Raw genomic sequence first — 16,369 nt, 5'->3', positions numbered from 1 at the left:
AGCGAATTTAAATTTGATTGCTGAATTTCGATAGCTATACTTTGCCTATTCTAGCGATGATGTTGAATTTTACTTCCTGCTGCTTCTGCTGGCCCCATTTCTCCCGAAGCTCCTGCTCGATCAGTTGTACCGGGTTTTGTCCCTGCTGCCGCTCATAATGCTTCACCGCCGACCACGTGTTCAGGTAGCCCAGCAGGGTCTCCAATGTCCAATTATACTTGATTTCAAAAGGCGGCATGTCCAGCTCCTGAAATGGAAAAGGAATTGTACGGTAGGCCTCGTCGATGTAACGGCGCTCCGGGTCCCAATAGCCTTCCAGAATTCCACCATACAGCTTCTGAATCACCTCATCCACAGCAGGGTTGATATGAATCAGGCCATACCCGATTAGCGCTAGCACACCCTCCTGCCGCAGCACGCGCTTCACCTGCTGGTAAAACTTTTCAAATTCAAACCAATGCACCGCCTGCGCCACAACCACCAAATCCACGGAAGCATCTGCCAGCGACGACTGCTCGGCCTGCTCCACTTTATAGGTGATGTTCGGCTGCTGCACCGCGTTCTGAAGCTGCTTTTCTGAAATATCTGTGGCGACTACTTCCGCAAAATATGCCGACAGCATGCCTGCCACCTGTCCGTTGCCGGTGGCGCAGTCCCAGGCGAGTTGGTGCGCAGGAGCCAGGCTGACCAGGTAGGTGATCAGTTCCTGCGGGTACTCTGGCCGGTATTTCGCGTAGTCGGCCGCGTGGCCGGAGAAGTTGTCTTTCATTTTCTAGACACAAGTATCAGGACGTAAGACATAAGATTTTTCCTTTGTCAATGCCTGATTCATTAATCAGTTATTCAATTATTAATAATCAAATATGCGCCAGCCGTTGCTGCAGGAAAGTCCGTAGGGCTTTGTCCAGCGGTTCATCAGAGATAAACTGGTTGTAGACAATCTGGCGGTTGCGCATCTCGCGTTCGGTTGTGGTCAGCCACTCCTGTAGCCGCTGCAAATAAGTATTACGCTGGGTGGAAGTGCTTACCTGCAGCGTCTGTCCCGTCTCCAGGTCCTCAAATGTCAGGGTGCCGTCATACGCAAATTCGAGTTCGTTCCGGCTCATCAGGTGAAATAGCAGCAACTCGTGCCGCTGCGCGCCCAACTTGAAAAGCAAATCGGTTATCTCCGCCTCCTGCTCATACAGATCCGTCAGAAACACCGTCAGCTCTTTCTGCCGTCGGTCTGCAAACAGGTTGGCGGCTGCTTGCGCGTCCGGAAACTTCCCCTGCGGTTTTACTTCGGTGAGCTGGTGCCAGAAGCGCTGCAGGTGCATGTTATCGGAGCGGGGCGTGAGGTTGATCAGCTGGTTTTCGTGCAGCACGTACAAACCCACCGCATCGCCTTGCGTAGTAGCCAGGTACGCCAGCGAAGCCACCAGGAAACGCGCATAGTCCATTTTGCTGATGCCGTTCCCGTCTTCATGCCCCATCGAAGCGCTGCCATCCAATATAAACCGCACGGTGATGTTCGTGTCTACCTCGGCCTCACGAATGTAGTAGCGGTCGGAGCGGGCAAACATCTTCCAGTCGAGCTGCCGCAAATCATCTCCCGGCTGGTAACTGCGGTACTGGCTGAATTCCAACCCCGCGCCGCGCCGCAAGCTCTGGTTCTGCCCCGCCAAAAAGCCTTCCACTACTGTTTTAGCCAGTAGCGGCAGGTTCTTGATAGTCGCCAGGACCTTCGGGTCGATGAATTTATTTGCGTTGTCTGCCATTATTTATTGTTCTGGTCGGAGCCAGGGAATCTTATTTGCCTGGTGCAAGTCTTCAGCCTTGTGTCCTGGTATGGTGTCGAGTTTGTAACTCAACTGGCTTGAAAGGCCATACTTGTTTAGCGGTGGCTATACTTGTTGAAGCCACACTTGATACATTCCCAGGCGCAAGTGTCCGCTTGTGCTGTTGACTGCCCCCGCCATACTTCTATAGCTGTTGCATTCGCAACTCCGAACAGGCTAACTTTCCTAGCTACCCTTCATCCTCTAGTTCCCAAATACCACTCTTTGCACCTCATACTTTGGAGCGTTCACGGCCGCGGGGCCCCGTCCTCGGGCATCGCGCTGGGACCTTTTCTTTGCTCGCTTCGCTTTGCAATCCCGCCTCCAGCGGGACCGAAAAACTCCAAAGGCGCTCAACCCAAGGACTGGAATCGGTTCAGATAGCCGCTGCTGACGGAGCTTCAACTAAACTCTCTCCCCTGTTTCTAGGGGAGGGCTGGGGAGGGCCAAGTCCCCCTTTGAAGGGGGTAGGGGGATGTTCATGCGAAAACTGCAGCTATGAAATCTGGCCTTCAGCATACACGAATATCTACCTATTCTTCATTCCTAATTGCCCGCAGGGCTACACTAGCACCGCCTTTGGCAGCGTTATACTTTGCAGCAACTCATCCACCACTCTGTCGGGGGTAATGCGCTCTGCCTCAGCGGTGAAGTTGACCAGCACGCGGTGGCGCAGTACAGGGTAAGCCATCACCCGAACATCATCTGCCGTTACGGCAAAACGACCGTGCAACAGTGCCCTAGCCTTGGAAGTAAGTATAAGTGCCTGTCCGGCACGCGGCCCGGCGCCCCAGCGGCAGTAGGTTTTTATGAAATTTACGGTGGTGGTGTCGGGGCGGGTAGCGCGCACGAGGTGGTTGACGTAGCTAAGTAATTCTTCGCTGATGCTTACCTCCCGCACCAGTTGGCGTAACTGCAGCACTTCCTCGCCGCTTATACTTGGCTGCACCTGTGCCTGCCGGGTGCCGGTGGTATTGGCCAGTATGTTTAGCTCCTCCTGCTCGGTTGGGTACTTGATTTTGATGAAAAGCAGGAAGCGGTCGAGTTGCGCCTCGGGCAATGGATAAGTGCCAGCCTGCTCAATGGGGTTTTGGGTAGCCAGCAGGAAGAAGGGTCGTGGCAACGAGTAGGTTGTGCCGGCGTAGGTTACTTCGTGCTCCTGCATCGCCTCCAGCAGGGCTGCCTGTGTTTTGGGCGGCGTGCGGTTTATCTCATCGGCCAGCACGATGTTGGAGAAGATCGGTCCCTCGTTAAACTTGAAGAAGCGCTTCCCGGTGGCATGATCCTCCTCCAGCACTTCGGTTCCCAAAATGTCGGTAGGCATCAGGTCGGGCGTGAACTGGATGCGGCGAAAGCCCAGGTCCATGGCGCTGCTTAGGGTGCGCACGAGTAAAGTTTTAGCCAGCCCCGGCACGCCCTCCAGCAAACCGTGGCCTCCTGCCAGCAGCGTGATCAGCACCTCGTCCAGCACCTCCTCCTGGCCTACAATTATCTTCTGTATTTCCTGCTTTAGCTTTGGTAGTTTGCCAAGCAGGTGGTTTATGTCTTGTTCAGTCACGTCTTTTTAATGAATAATGACTCAAAGCTTCGTTGTTGAAGCTTTTTCTAGTTCAACCCAATTTGTTCCATAGCTCGCCTCGCCGGCGGGGCCTTACTTTTCTCCTTGATGAGAAAAGTAAGCAAAAGAATCAAGACGATTTTGAACTCGCAGAACGCCCAAACAAAAAATCGTCAAACGTGCACTTGGCTAGTTTATCTTGTTGTAGTAGGCAAATAATATTTATCACTCATTACTCATCTTGAATTAACTCATCAGCGCATACATAATAATGTTCACGCCGAACTTGGTGTTGTCTTCGGCTAGCCAGCGCTTGTTCCGGAAATCGTAGTCCCACTCGCAGCCGTAGTCTTTGTTGCTGTAGAGCACGGCGATGCGGCCGTCTATTTCTATAGCCTTTAGGTAATCGTGCACCAAGTCATCGCCCCAGCCGTTCAATTCGAAGGAAGTTGTGGGTGGCCCTTCATCAAAGGTGAAAAAGGACTTGTACAGTTTGTGGCTGTTCGGGAGTTTTTTAAGCGCGTTAGCGCCAAATATCTGCCGCATCTGCTCTTCAAAGGAACGGGCAAAAAGGCCATCTACGTCGTGGTTGCAATCATCCACGAAGACAAAGCCGCCGTTGCGCACGTAGGTCTCGAAGTTCTGCCGCTCTTTCTGGTTAAACTGCACCAGTTTGTGCCCGCTTAGATAGCTGAAGGGATAGTTAAATAGCTGCGCACTATCCAGAGGCACCACTTTCTCATGCTCGTTTACCTCCACCTTGGTGTACTGTATAAGCGAATGCAGCAGGTTGCTCGGCATACGGGGGTCGGTATCCCAATTGCCGGAGCGGTACTGTAGTCTGACGAAAGTGAAAGGTAGCACAGGGTGTTCGTAATCAATTAAGGTATGAAAATGAATGCCGCACACAGCGGTGCTGCATACGGCATTCAAAGTATAAGTCAGCAGTTATTACACCGCATCAGACAAGCTTGTGAACGTAAAGTCGCGGATGCGCATCGGGGGTACCATGCTGCCGCTGATGCGCTGTGGCTTGCCTAGCGCATCGAGGTTGTTGAGCATGATCACCGGGCTCTCGTTAAAGCGGAAGTTCTTAACCGGGTACATGATCTTGCCATTCTCGATGTAGAACGTACCGTCGCGCGTAAGGCCGGTGTAAAGCAGCGTCTGCGGATCTACAGTGCGGATGTACCACAGGCGCGTTACAAGTATGCCGCGCTTGGTGCCTTTAATCATGTCTTCGAGGCTCATGTTGCCGCCCTCCATGATCATGTTTCCCGGAGGAGGCGTAGACACGGCACCTTTGTTAGAGGCCCAGTAGCGGGTGTTGTACAGGTTCTTCACCACGCCTTTGTCTATCCATACCACCTTCTGCTGCGGTCTACCATCGGCAGCGAACGGTGCCGTAGGCACATCCGCATGGTTCGGGTCTGAGTAAACTGTGATGCGCTCATCTACCAGCTTTTCACCAACTTTGGTCTTGCCTCCGGACTTGCTCAGGAAGCTACGGCCTTCTTCGGCGCTGCGCTGGTCCATGTTGCCGAACATGTTCTGGATCAGGTCTATTGAGGCAGCGGGTTCCAGAATAACGGTATACTTGCCCGGCTCCAGTGCTCTGGCGTTTTTTGAGTTTGCGGCTTTCTCGGCCGCTATCTGAGAGGCTTTGCCCGTGTCCAGCTTAGTTACGTCACTAAAGTCCTGGGTCACATAGCCAGAGCCGGTGCCGTCGTCGGTGCGCATGGTTACGGAGAAGTCAACAATGGTAGACGGGTGGTAAGCGAACAGCCCTTTGTTGTTCATCTTCGCTACAAAGTTGGTGTAGTGCTCCAGGAAGCCAGCGGCTGTCAGGCCTTTGTCGGCAGCAGCCTTTATACTTTTGGCGGCCGCGTCAGCGCGGTAAGCGGGGTTGATATTGGCTGTACTTTCGAAGTGCGATTTGGTGGTGTTATACTTCTGGGGGCCGAGCAACTCCACATACTCCGGGCTCTCCGGTGCCAGGCGCGCAGTTTCCTCTGAGCGGCGAATCACTTTTTCCAGTGATTTATCGTCGAACTCGTTGATGGTGGCCACGCCAGAGCGCTTGCCGAAGCGGGATTCCACGGCCATCGACACGTTCTCCTCAGCGCCGCTGGTAGATACCTCGTTTCTGGCATAGCGAATGTTCCCGCCTACGTTGCCGGTGAGCGTGATCTCACACTCGTCAGCCTTTGAAAAACCCAGCGCCTTCTTGAGTATCGCCTGAGCTTCTTCTTTACTTAATATTGCCATTTTAATTCATGCTCATTAGAAGGTGAAAGACTAAATTTTTCGCGCCGTGTTAATCACGTTCACGCCGTTGAAACGGGTATGGGCGGAACCATGCGATACAGCGCTAACCTGGCTAGGCTGGCCTTTGCCGTCGAAGAACGAGCCGAAGAGACGGTAATCGCTCTCGTCGCACATGTCGGCGCAGGAGTTCCAGAATTCCTGGGTGTTGCTCTGGTACGCCACGTCCTCGAGCGGACCAACGATCTTGCCGTTCTTGATCTCGTGGAAGGTAGTGCCGCCAAACTGGAAGTTGTAGCGCTGCTGGTCGATGGAGTAGGAGCCACGGCCTGCGATGTAAATGCCTTTGTCTACTCCGGCAATCAGCTGGTCTACGTTCTTCTTCTCCTTGCCCGGTGCCAGCGATACATTTGGCATGCGCTGGAACTGCACAGAGCTCCAGTTGTCGGCGTAGGCGCAACCGTGCGATTCGTCTTCGTTGATAATGTGCGCCTGGTCGCGGATGGCTTGGTAGTTCACCAGCACGCCGTCTTTGATCAGATCCCACTTCTTCGTCTTCACGCCTTCGTCATCCCAGCCTACATAGCCCAAAGAGCCCGGCTGTATTTTGTCAGCGAAGATGTTCACCTTATCTGAGCCATACTTAAAGTCTTTGCCTTTCCACTTATCCAGCGTGGCAAAGGAAGTACCGGCATAATTTGCTTCGTAACCCAGCACACGGTCGAGTTCGAGTGGGTGGCCCACCGATTCGTGTATGGTGAGGCCAAGGTGGTTCGGGTCGAGCACCAAATCATACTTGCCCGCCATCACCGACTTGGCCGTCAGTTTCTCTTTCGCCTGCTTGGCAGCCAGGGCGGCGTCTTCCAGCATATCGTAGGCGTTGCGGTAGCCGGTGAGGCCCGTGCCTTCCGGTCCTTTAATTTTCTCGGCAGCCTTAGGGTTCATGTACTCATAGCCCATGCCCATCGGTGCGCTTAACGCCTCGCGGGTTTTGAACTTGCCAGAGGCCTTGTCTACCACCGTAACCGTAAAGTTTGGCCAGATGCGGTGGATGTCCTGGTCGATGTAAGAGCCCTCGGTAGAGGCAAAGTATTTCTGCTCGTTTACCTGAAACAAGGCTGAGTTTACGAAGTTGGCGCCATTGGCCATTGCGGCGGCGTTGGCGGCGAGCAGCAGGTCTGCTTTCTCTCCTACGGGTACTTCAAAAGCGTTTTTCTGAATTGGGGTGCGCCAGCTTACTTCGCCGAAGCCCTTCACCGGAGCCAGTTGCACCGGCTCTTTCTGTAACTTGGCGTTGGCTTTGGCAATGGCTACGGCCTGGTCGGCGGCCTTGGCTACGCCCTTGTCTGATACATCAGAGGTAGCGGCAAAGCCCCAGGTGCCGTTAGCCAGCACACGCACGCCCACACCAAACGACTCAGCGTTCACGATGTTCTGCACCTGCTTCTCGCGGGTGAACACGTACTGCTGCAGGTAACGGCCAATGCGTACATCGGCGTATGAGGCGCCTTTCGACTTGGCTGTGTTCAAGGCCACATCAGCCAGTCTTTTCTTCAGCGCCGGGTCTATGGTCTCTAGTGCTCTTTCTGGGGCGATGATATCGCCGAACACCGGAATAGAAGGCAGCATTAAGCCACCGAAGCCCAGCGCCGATAACTCAAGGAAGTTTCGTCGTTTCAAGGTATTTTAGGTTAGTTACAGTTTAAAGCATTTAGTTTGGGTAACTAAGTATAGCCATTCTGTTTTGCTTATCAAAGTATAAACTTCCATTATCAGCCAAAACAGGGGATTTTATAGATGAATGGCCGCTGCTGCCCTACCAAAGGCAAGGGCATAAAAAGCAAAAGCGCAAAGCCACTGCTGGCTTTGCGCTTTTGCTCTATTTTAAAAAATCAGGAGGTTCAGGAAAGGCGGGAGCGCCTCTGCCCATGTTAGTTTCTGCTGTTGGCCAAGTCCGTGTCTACGTCGGAAGCCATCATGCTGCTGCCAGCAAAAGAAGTGACATCGAAAGAGAAGCCAGCGGCGGTTGCCAGTTCGGCTCCCTCGCGTAGAACTTCAATCTTTACGCGTCCGATGCCTTGGCTGTGAAATTCAAGCTCGCGTGCTGCGGCCTCTGATACATCAATGATGCGGTCGCCCACAAACGGGCCTCTGTCGTTGATGCGCACGATAACGGATTCGTTGTTATCGAGGTTGGTCACTTTTACCCTTGTGCCGAAAGGGAGTGTCTTGTGTGCGGCGGTCATCTCATACTTGTTGTAGAGCTCTCCGCTGCTGGTTTTTCTTCCGTGGTAACGGCTCCCGTACCACGATGCCTCGCCTTTTATGGTCTCGGCTTTTGCTGCATTATCCTGTGCAATTGTTGGCTGACTGATGCCAATAAATAGAAAAATGATTACCGTTAAAAAGAAGCACTTTCTATTATCATTCATATTACGTAATAGTTGGTGAAGGGGCAAAGGTACGGAATTTGTTTTTAAACGAGCCCTTTTACGCCATTATTGCCCAGAAGGTGGAGGGGGATACAGCCTGATGTGTTAAAATTGCTGTAGGTCAGATAATGCAAAAATGTTTGTTTAACGGCTGTAAAGCGATATTTTTGCAGCTGAGGCTATATTAGGTATAGCTTATAAAAAATATCGAAAAAAGTTCACTTTTGCAAACCAAACAGGTGCAAAATCTGTCAAGTTTAGGGTCGAAGTGGCAGTAACCTGTGCAAAATGGCTGTAGCGGCGCTGGCCTTTTTCGGAAGATTAAAGTATAGATAGGCATATGGATTTCGGAAGGCTAGCAGATATCAGCGGCGTTGACTTTGCGCTGCCCCCCAACCACCCCGATACGCTGCCCTTGCTGCAGCAGGCCGGGAGCTATATCAAGCCGCAGGTATACGTGGGGCTACCGGTATGGGTAAACAAAGCCTGGGTGGGTAAATACTATCCCGCCGCCATGCCCGAAAAGGAGTCGCTGCACTGGTATGCCCGGCAATTTGATACCATCGAGCTCAACAGCACGCACTACCACATCCCCAGCCCCGACACCATTGACCGCTGGCGAAACACCGTGCCACGGGGCTTCAAGTTCTGCCCCAAGTTTCCGCAGCTCATCAGCCATGAAGCCGCCCTGCGCAGCACTCAGGATGTAACCGCCGCTTTCTGTGCCTCGATTGCCGGTTTGGAAGATAAGCTGGGCGAAGCCTTTCTGCAGTTGCCGCCCTACTTTGCCCCAAAGCAGCTCTCGGATCTGGAGGCGTTCCTGCAGTTCATCCCAGAGAGCATTCCGCTCACCGTAGAGTTGCGCCACGAAGGGTGGTTTACGGACAATGTGGCCAGCCTGGAGCTGTTTGAGGTGCTGGAGAAGTATAAAGTAGGCACCGTGATGACAGACGTGGCCGGTCGCCGCGATGTGCTGCACATGCGCCTGACCACGCCCTCTGCCATGATCCGCTTTGTGGGCAACGGCCTGCACCCGACCGATTATACCCGCATCGATGCCTGGGTGGAGCGCCTGCAGGAGTGGTTCAGCAACGGTTTGCGCCAGCTATACTTTTTCGTGCACGAACCGGACAATACCCTGGCCCCTGAGCTGGCCACGTACCTGATCGAAAGGCTGAACAAAGTATGCGGCTTTGACCTGAAGCCACCGAAGAAAACGCAGCAACCGGTGCAGGGGGAGTTATTCTGATGTATCTTCCATTGCCTTCTGAAGTGAGTGGCAGAAATCCACACATATTCGGGAAAGGCTTTTATAAAGTATAAATAAGGTGCTCGGCTATTTGCCTAAAACACCTAAAGACTAACTCTTATAACAGTAGGGGAAGTTGCCTGCATGTTATTTCCCTTATAATAACTTTTCTTGTAGCTTTTGCTGCTTAGTATCAAATCCTTCTCTTTTGCCGGTATCCCGTTGATGGTAAGATCAGCAAGAGAGAATTCTTGTACTTTTTCTCCTGTAAAGCTTAGCAACACATAAGCGGTTGCATCCGGAAAGACAAATTCATGATCTAACTTACTATCGGGAAGTACAGGAGCAGCCTTGAAGCTGATAAGTTCTTTATCCTTATTCAAAAAGTTAACAGTAAATTTTACGCCTTTGCCGGGTTGATAAGAGTCCAGTGTGGTGTAGGAGGTGGCACCGGCAAGTATGAGCGAATTGCTTTTCAGCATGTTTGCGTGCTTCGCTCTGTCCAGTTCCAATGCCAGGTTAAACCCGTACAGCTCTCTTATTTTAATTGGGCTCGACTCCCTAACGTAAAGGATGGCATCGAATGCCTCAGCAAGCTCCTTTGTGCGTGAATACATGCTGGCCGGCGAAGCAATGCCAACTGTTATAGTGTGTTTCCGGTTAAAAAAATCAGTCAGTTCCGGGGTGGCATTCAGGTGTATCAAGCCTACAGGAGTGGCAGTTGCCTTGGCAAGGGTTGTGCCTATTTTGCCTGCTTTATTCACAATGTCAGTTGCCTCTCCCTCTGCCGAATACACGTATTTCCCCTTCCAGGCTTCCGTACCGATTACAGCAAACGCCTTCTGATGGTGCTGGTTAATATGCCAGCCCAGCCGCGCTAAGTCAGGCGATAGGTCGCTGATGCCCAGTTTCTTCTCGATGTGTTTATTGTGCGCATACACCAGCATTTTGGCATCCGGCCTCTGCGCCAGCACCCATTTCAGGTTGCTGTACATGGTGGAGTCTCTGAAGGGGTCTTCTGTATGACTTACCGCATAGTAGGACTTAAGGGCACTATTTAGACTGGCTATACTTTGGGCCAGCCATAACTGCCTTAGGTCAAGGCTGTCTTGCTGGCTGGCATGCTGCTGCACCAGTTGGTAAAGCGGAGCTAATTTTGCAAGAATGTTTTTCAGCGAAGTGCTATCCCGCAAGGCCTCTGCCTGGCTGTACAGCGGAAGCTGCGCGATGGCTGTTAGTGCTGCACGTGTTTCGGTGGGAAGGGAGATGTCGTTCTCGCTGCAGTAAAGGAGCGCGTTGTGGGCTGCCCCGTTGGGGGTGTTCACATCAGCGCCCATGAACCACACCTTTTCATGCGCTGGTTTACCTCTGTTGTAGGCATGGATCCACTCTATAAGCTGCAGCCGGTCCTCCTGAAGGAAAGTATAGGGCGTGTGAAAACCAACCTCGGTTTCTCCACTATCCTGCAGCACATACTTGTTGAGCTGCCATGTGTCGGCAAAGTTCATTTCTGCGAACACAACTACGTTGAAGCCTTGCTCGCGCACAAGCTTTCTGGTAATAAGAGCGAAGGCCCGCTCAAATTCTGCGGTACCGTGTGTGGCCTCTCCAAAACCTACAATGGATTTACCGGAAACTATTCGGGCCAGGGCTTGATGAAATGCTGCTGTGTCTGTGCTGGTGCCAGAAAGATCCATCGGGGCGAGGTGTGCTTTTACCTGCGGAGCGATCTTATTTTGCAGGTACAGTGTATGCACACCGTCTACCAGAAACGCAACTGAAATGGCAAGCAGCAGGTACAGTGCTCCCCTTGTTCCTTAAGTTTGTTCATATAGTAGCTATAGGTATGGCGGCATTGATCAGCAGGTAAGCTACAACTCACAAAGCAAAGCTATTTAACTAACCTGTTGAAGGAGTAAGATATACTTATTGCGCAACACAAAAAAGCGGCTGACCTTGAAAGAGTCAGCCGCTTTAAATCTTAGCAGCAAGTATAAAGTAATGCTGCGTCTTGTCTTTAAAAATTACATCTTGAAGATGTCGTCGCTAAGGTTTTTGTTTACCTCAATGTTCTGCACCTCGGCTTTAACTGTTTGCGGACCTACCACTGTCTCCACCACGTAAGGAAACTTCACGCCGTTCACCTCTTTGTAGTTGCTGTAGGTTTTCGTCTGGGTGATGACACCCTGCGGTGTTTCCAGGTTGTTCACCTCTTTCAGGCGCAGACCAGAGTCTTTTGCGAAGTAGTGAGTGGCTTTCTGGCCGTTTGGCTGCGTTACCTCCACTGCGTAGGCCTCTGTGCCGTTCACATCTTCCACGCCCGCCAGTTTCGTTTTGATGCCGAGCTTGTCGTACTGAAGGGCAGGAAACAGGTTCGCCTCCAACTTCTGTGTTTTCAGCTCATCGGCGGTCAGCTGCTTGTTCACGCCTTGCATCGGCGCTTCCATCTTGCCCTTATCGCCGTTGATGATCATGCGCTGCATGGGGTTGTTATTCATCAGTACCTGCACGGCAAACTTGTCATTGCCTTTCTGCTGCTGCTTAAAAACGAGCGTCATGCCCTGAATGCTGGCGTTGCTGGTGATGCTGACATCCTTCAGCTTCTCGATGTTGGCTTTGCCACCGATGGCGTTAATGTAGTCAGCAATCACTTTTTCTGCTGTTAGACCGGCTGGCACGCCCATGGCCTTGCGGTCCACTTTCTCGCCAACAGTGTTATAGTAGGCAATCTGGTTGTCGTCCTTGTCGAACTTCTTCAGCTTGTCCGAAATTTCAGAGGCGTTACCAACTGCCAAAATGTACATTTTATCCGGGTTGATGTACTTCTGCGCCACGCGCTGGATGTCATCGGCGGTTACAGCCTCCACCTTTTTCAGGTAATTGGCATAATAATCCTCAGGCAGGCCATAACGGGCGGTGTTGATGGCGTAAACCGCTACCGTAGCAGGGTTCTCCAGGCCACGGCCAAAGCTGCCCATAATGTAAGCCTTGGCATCACGGAGTTCTTCGTCGCTCACGCGCTCGTTGCGGATTTTGGTTAGCTCATTCATGAATTCCACCACGGCGCTGTCTGTAACGGCGTTTCGTACGTTGGCGCTGGCGTTAAAGCGACCCAGAATCTCATCGTTGTTGATGGACGAGTAGGCGCCATAAGTATAGCCGTGCGTTTCGCGCAGGTTCTGGAACAGGCGGGAGTCCATGCCACCGCCCAGGATGTTGTTCATCAAAGAAGCTGCCACGGCGTCCTCTGCGCCTGGCTTCAGGTCAGCTGGGTTTGTCAGGATCAGGGAACTCTGTACCGCGCTTGGGCGGTCCACAATGACCACCTGCGTTTGGTCCGGCGTTTTTGGCAAGTCAAACTTCTGCTCTTTCACATTGCCTTTTTCCCACTTCGCCAGCGACTTCTTCAGAAGTTTCTTCATCTCCTTCGGCGTCACGTCGCCCACCACAGCCAGGTAGCCGATGTTTGGCTTGTAATAGGTGTCGTAGTAGTTCTGGATGTCCTGCAGCGTGATGTTGTCCACAGTTTCCTCAGTCATTACCTCCCCGTACGGATGGTCTTTGCCATACAATACCAGATTGCGTGTGCGGCTGGCAATGGCATCCGGGTTGTCCTTCGACTGGGCCAGGCTGGCTTTCATCTGCTTTTTGATCTTATCCAGCTCCTCCTGTGTGAACTTCGGGTTCAACAGGGCATCCGTCGTCAGGTCTGTTAGCACAGGCAGGTGCTTCTTCAGCGAGGAGGCGTTGAAGCCCGTGGAGGAGAAGCCCAGGTTTGCGCCGATAAAGTCTACCTGCTCGTCAAACTGATCTTTGGTGCGTTTTGTAGTGCCGGTGCGCATCATCTGCCCAGCGGCCTGCACATAGCCCGCCTTATTGCCTTCCAGTATCGGATCGCGGTCCAATACTAACGACATGGAGACAACCGGCTGCTTGTGGTTTTCCACCACGTATACTTTCAGGCCGTTCTTCAGGGTGAAGTTCTCATACTTGCCCAGTTCAATTTTAGGCGCAGGGCCTGGGGGCGGAGGCGTAGACTGCTGCGCCTGCGCCGGCATTACGCTCATCAGCGCCAACGCCAGAAATGCGGTACTATATAGTTTCTTTATCATGATTTTTTTCTTGAAGAGGACACAAGTAGCAAGACACAGGATATAAGACTTTTTGTGTTTTGTATCCTGATATTGATCTCACTCATCAATAAAAGTCTTGTGTCTAATGTCTAAAAATCTAACGTCTATTTTGGTTGAGCTGATTTTGGCAGGTAATGCAGTACCACGCGGTTGTTCTTGGTGAGGTACTCCTTTGCCACGCGCTGGATATCATCCTTCGTTACCTTCATGTAGCGCTGCAACTCTGTGTTGATCAGGTTAGCATCGCCGAAGTATACCGCATAGTTAGCAAGGCTTTCGGCACGACCGGCTACGGTGCTGTTCTGCTGCACAAAGTTGCTCTCGATCTGGTTCTGTAGCTTCTGGAACTCACGGTCAGAAAGTGGTTCTGTCTTTACGCGCTCAATCTCGGCGTTCATCGCTTGCTCCAGGTCGTCCACTTCCACGCCCATGTTGGCGATGGCAAAAGTCAGGAACAGGCCCGGATCTTCTGTTGGGAAGGGAATAGAGGCAGCGGCCACTGCCTTCTGCTGCTTATCAACCAGCGCCTTTGGCAGGCGGGCACTCTCGCCACCTGAAAGCAGTGTCGTCAGCATAGAAAGGGCATAAAAATCATCTGTTCCCTGCTCCGGCACATGGTACGCCTGAATAACGGCGGGTAACTGAATGTTGTCATACACCGTTTTACGTCGCTCTTCGGTCTGCTTTGGCTCTACCACGTTCGGGCGAGGAATTTCTTTGGTGCCTTTCGGAATACCAGCAAAATACTTCTCGATCATCTTCTTGGTCTCCTCTATGTTGATGTCGCCGGCGATGGAAAGCGTCGCGTTGTTTGGCACATAGAAGGTCTTGTAGAAGTCACGGAACTCCTCAATACTGGCGGCATTCAGGTCTTCGAAGGATCCGATTGGCATTGTCTTGTAAGGGTGCTCCTTGTAAGCCAGCGAAAACACGTTCTCGCCCATCGAGCCGTAAGGCTGGTTGTCGATACGCTCCCGCTTCTCTTCCTGAACTACCTTGCGCTGTGTTTCCACGCCCACCTCGTCTACTTTGGCGTGCTTCATGCGCTCTGCTTCCAGCCACAGGCCAAGTTCCACCTGGTTTGATGGCAGCAATTCGTAGTAATAAGTGCGGTCGAAGGAGGTGTTGGCATTAAGAGCGCCACCTGCCTTTTGCACGAGCGAGCTGTACTCGCCGCGGCCGATGTTCTCGGTGCCCTCAAACATCAGGTGCTCGAAAAAGTGCGCAAAGCCAGAGCGTCCTGCCACTTCATTTTTGGAACCCACGTGGTACAGCACCGATACCGCCACATTCGGCGTAGACTTGTCCTGGTGCAGGATTACGTGCAGGCCGTTCGGGAGCGTGTACTCCGTAAACTCGATCTTGTTGCTTTTGCTCTGCGCCATGGCCGCGAGGCTGGTGGCACACCACAAAAGGCAGATGATAAACTTGCGTTTCATGTGTTTTTGGTTGTTTGATAAGCGTGAATGGCGTTAGCCGGAATTTTGCAGACGTGATGCTACAAAGTATAAAATTAATTCTAATAAGCGGGAAATGCCACTTGCATGCTGGTGACCAGTTTCGGTTTCGGCAGATAAGAGATGAAGGCAGATGAACCCGCTGATTTTATAGACGAACGGAAAGCCATGTCCTTATGGCACCAGGAGCTAAAGTCTACTTAGGCCAGGCATATTTAAAGCGTAGTTACACGACTACACCTATTAAACACAAATGCTAGAGCAACTGCTGCAACTGGCTAAAAATAAAGTTCTTGGGCACGGAAAGGAACAGTGAAATCATGAATAGAGTGAACACCGCGTACTTCGCCTGAACCACGTCTTTATGAATATCAGGTAAGGTGGCAAGCGTGTAGATCAAACCTATGAAAACGGGAAAGCTGAAGGGAGAAAGCAGTCTGTAATCCAGGTCGTCGAAATGCGAGACAGAACGCAGAAGAAGTATAGCTGCAAAGTAAAGTATGCCGATGCCAATACAGGCAAGGGAGAAGCTACTATTCTTAAGCTCCTGCCAGAAAGAATAGTGCCTTCTGATTTTCACGATCACAAAAGCCATCAGAAGCAACTGTAGCACTGTAGTGAAATAGAAAAGATAATCCGGTTGGTTGGAAAGCCGGAACTCCCGGATAATTAGGAACTCGTTTAGCAGGCCTTGCAACATCATGAGCACAAAGCTTTGCGAATCCTCTGTCTCTGCTTCAAGTCTGTCAAAACCGGTGGTAAAGCCACTTTGTTGGTAGTTGTTGTATAAGTACACGCCTGCAAGTATGGCTGGTACTAAAGCTGCCAGAAAGAGTTTGACACTTAATTTATACTTGCGTTGATAAGCGAAGTATAACCCAAGTAAAGCGGGTACTCCAAACGAGAAAGCACCTACATAGCGAACCAGAAACAGGAATATGCATGTCAGGCAGATGAGCAGTATGTTTCGGTTTATATTTATGCTTAACCATACTTGGTTAGCAAGATAAGCCAACAAGAGCAAACCTAGTATAAAAGGTGCTTCAGACCAGGTAAAGCTGTACACTTCCATAAAAGTATAGGCACCGTATATCGAAGCAAGTACAAAGGCATAGAGAAGGCATAGGTGGCGCAACAGCAGAAAACCAAGACCCAGAAACAGCAGGTTAAGCACTTTGGAAGCCAAGAACACATTGAACTGGCTTACTTCAGAAAAGAGGTAAATGAGTACAGGGTACCCTACAGGCCAGGTTGAAAAGTAACGTCTCTCTGTCCCTTCAGCATTCAGTACATAGAAACCGTGTCCATCCTTTAGATTCTGCGCCAACTCTAGGTAGGCTTCGGAGTCTGGTGTTAGATAGCCGGAGCCATGTATGCTGATCCTGAAAAGTATAATGGCTGCCGTTACTACGAACAGCAGGAGTAGCAGAAAATCCGCTCTTATAGGTTTATCCATTC

General features: G+C 51.5%; 12 protein-coding genes. 1 reads left to right on the top strand and 11 read right to left on the bottom strand.

Annotation, left to right across the window (positions count from 1 at the left end; genetic code table 11):
- Positions 1 to 34: 34 nt before the first annotated feature.
- The 7 genes from A0W33_RS07785 to A0W33_RS07755 all read right to left on the bottom strand — a co-directional run bounded on the left by A0W33_RS07785 (position 35) and on the right by A0W33_RS07755 (position 8,072).
- Entirely contained in the window at positions 35 to 769 is a 735-nt protein-coding gene (locus tag A0W33_RS07785) for a class I SAM-dependent methyltransferase (protein ID WP_068837622.1), read from the bottom strand.
- Positions 770 to 857: 88 nt separating this feature from the next.
- Positions 858 to 1,757 (bottom strand): DUF58 domain-containing protein, encoded by a 900-nt coding sequence (locus A0W33_RS07780; RefSeq protein ID WP_068837621.1) that lies wholly within the window; start codon positions 1,755 to 1,757, stop codon positions 858 to 860.
- A gap of 622 nt (positions 1,758 to 2,379) precedes the next feature.
- Entirely contained in the window at positions 2,380 to 3,375 is a 996-nt protein-coding gene (locus A0W33_RS07775; protein WP_068837620.1) for an AAA family ATPase, read from the bottom strand.
- Between the two features lie 246 nt (positions 3,376 to 3,621).
- Entirely contained in the window at positions 3,622 to 4,239 is a 618-nt protein-coding gene (locus tag A0W33_RS07770; protein WP_068840006.1) for a DUF4159 domain-containing protein, read from the bottom strand.
- Between the two features lie 87 nt (positions 4,240 to 4,326).
- A complete protein-coding gene (locus tag A0W33_RS07765) occupies positions 4,327 to 5,643 on the bottom strand; it encodes a TldD/PmbA family protein (protein WP_068837619.1) in 1,317 nt (438 codons plus the stop codon).
- Between the two features lie 30 nt (positions 5,644 to 5,673).
- Positions 5,674 to 7,320, bottom strand: coding sequence for a TldD/PmbA family protein (locus A0W33_RS07760; RefSeq protein WP_068837618.1), 1,647 nt, complete (start codon positions 7,318 to 7,320; stop codon positions 5,674 to 5,676).
- A 251-nt stretch (positions 7,321 to 7,571) separates the two neighbouring features.
- Positions 7,572 to 8,072, bottom strand: a complete 501-nt coding sequence (locus A0W33_RS07755; protein WP_082815164.1) for a septal ring lytic transglycosylase RlpA family protein — start codon at positions 8,070 to 8,072, stop codon at positions 7,572 to 7,574.
- A gap of 340 nt (positions 8,073 to 8,412) precedes the next feature.
- Between A0W33_RS07755 and A0W33_RS07750 the strand changes: the two genes are divergently transcribed.
- On the top strand, positions 8,413 to 9,321 hold the full coding sequence (locus tag A0W33_RS07750) for a DUF72 domain-containing protein (protein WP_068837617.1): 909 nt from the start codon (positions 8,413 to 8,415) through the stop codon (positions 9,319 to 9,321).
- A gap of 104 nt (positions 9,322 to 9,425) precedes the next feature.
- Here the strand turns inward: A0W33_RS07750 and A0W33_RS07745 are convergent, their stop codons facing one another.
- The 4 genes from A0W33_RS07745 to A0W33_RS07730 all read right to left on the bottom strand — a co-directional run bounded on the left by A0W33_RS07745 (position 9,426) and on the right by A0W33_RS07730 (position 16,367).
- Complete coding sequence (locus tag A0W33_RS07745) at positions 9,426 to 11,078, bottom strand: erythromycin esterase family protein (RefSeq protein WP_068837616.1); 1,653 nt, start codon at positions 11,076 to 11,078, stop codon at positions 9,426 to 9,428.
- A gap of 267 nt (positions 11,079 to 11,345) precedes the next feature.
- Positions 11,346 to 13,433: a M16 family metallopeptidase gene (locus tag A0W33_RS07740; RefSeq protein ID WP_082815163.1), complete on the bottom strand. Its 2,088-nt coding sequence runs from the start codon at positions 13,431 to 13,433 to the stop codon at positions 11,346 to 11,348.
- A 125-nt stretch (positions 13,434 to 13,558) separates the two neighbouring features.
- Positions 13,559 to 14,893: a M16 family metallopeptidase gene (locus A0W33_RS07735; protein WP_068837615.1), complete on the bottom strand. Its 1,335-nt coding sequence runs from the start codon at positions 14,891 to 14,893 to the stop codon at positions 13,559 to 13,561.
- A gap of 274 nt (positions 14,894 to 15,167) precedes the next feature.
- Positions 15,168 to 16,367 carry a hypothetical protein gene (locus A0W33_RS07730; RefSeq protein ID WP_068837614.1) on the bottom strand — a complete coding sequence of 400 codons (1,200 nt, stop codon included), beginning with the start codon at positions 16,365 to 16,367 and terminating at the stop codon, positions 15,168 to 15,170.
- Positions 16,368 to 16,369: the final 2 nt, after the last annotated feature.

Source organism: Pontibacter akesuensis (assembly GCF_001611675.1).
Taxonomy (GTDB): domain Bacteria; phylum Bacteroidota; class Bacteroidia; order Cytophagales; family Hymenobacteraceae; genus Pontibacter; species Pontibacter akesuensis.
Note: the sequence above shows the minus strand (reverse complement) of the source record. Positions and strands in the feature narration are given on the sequence as shown.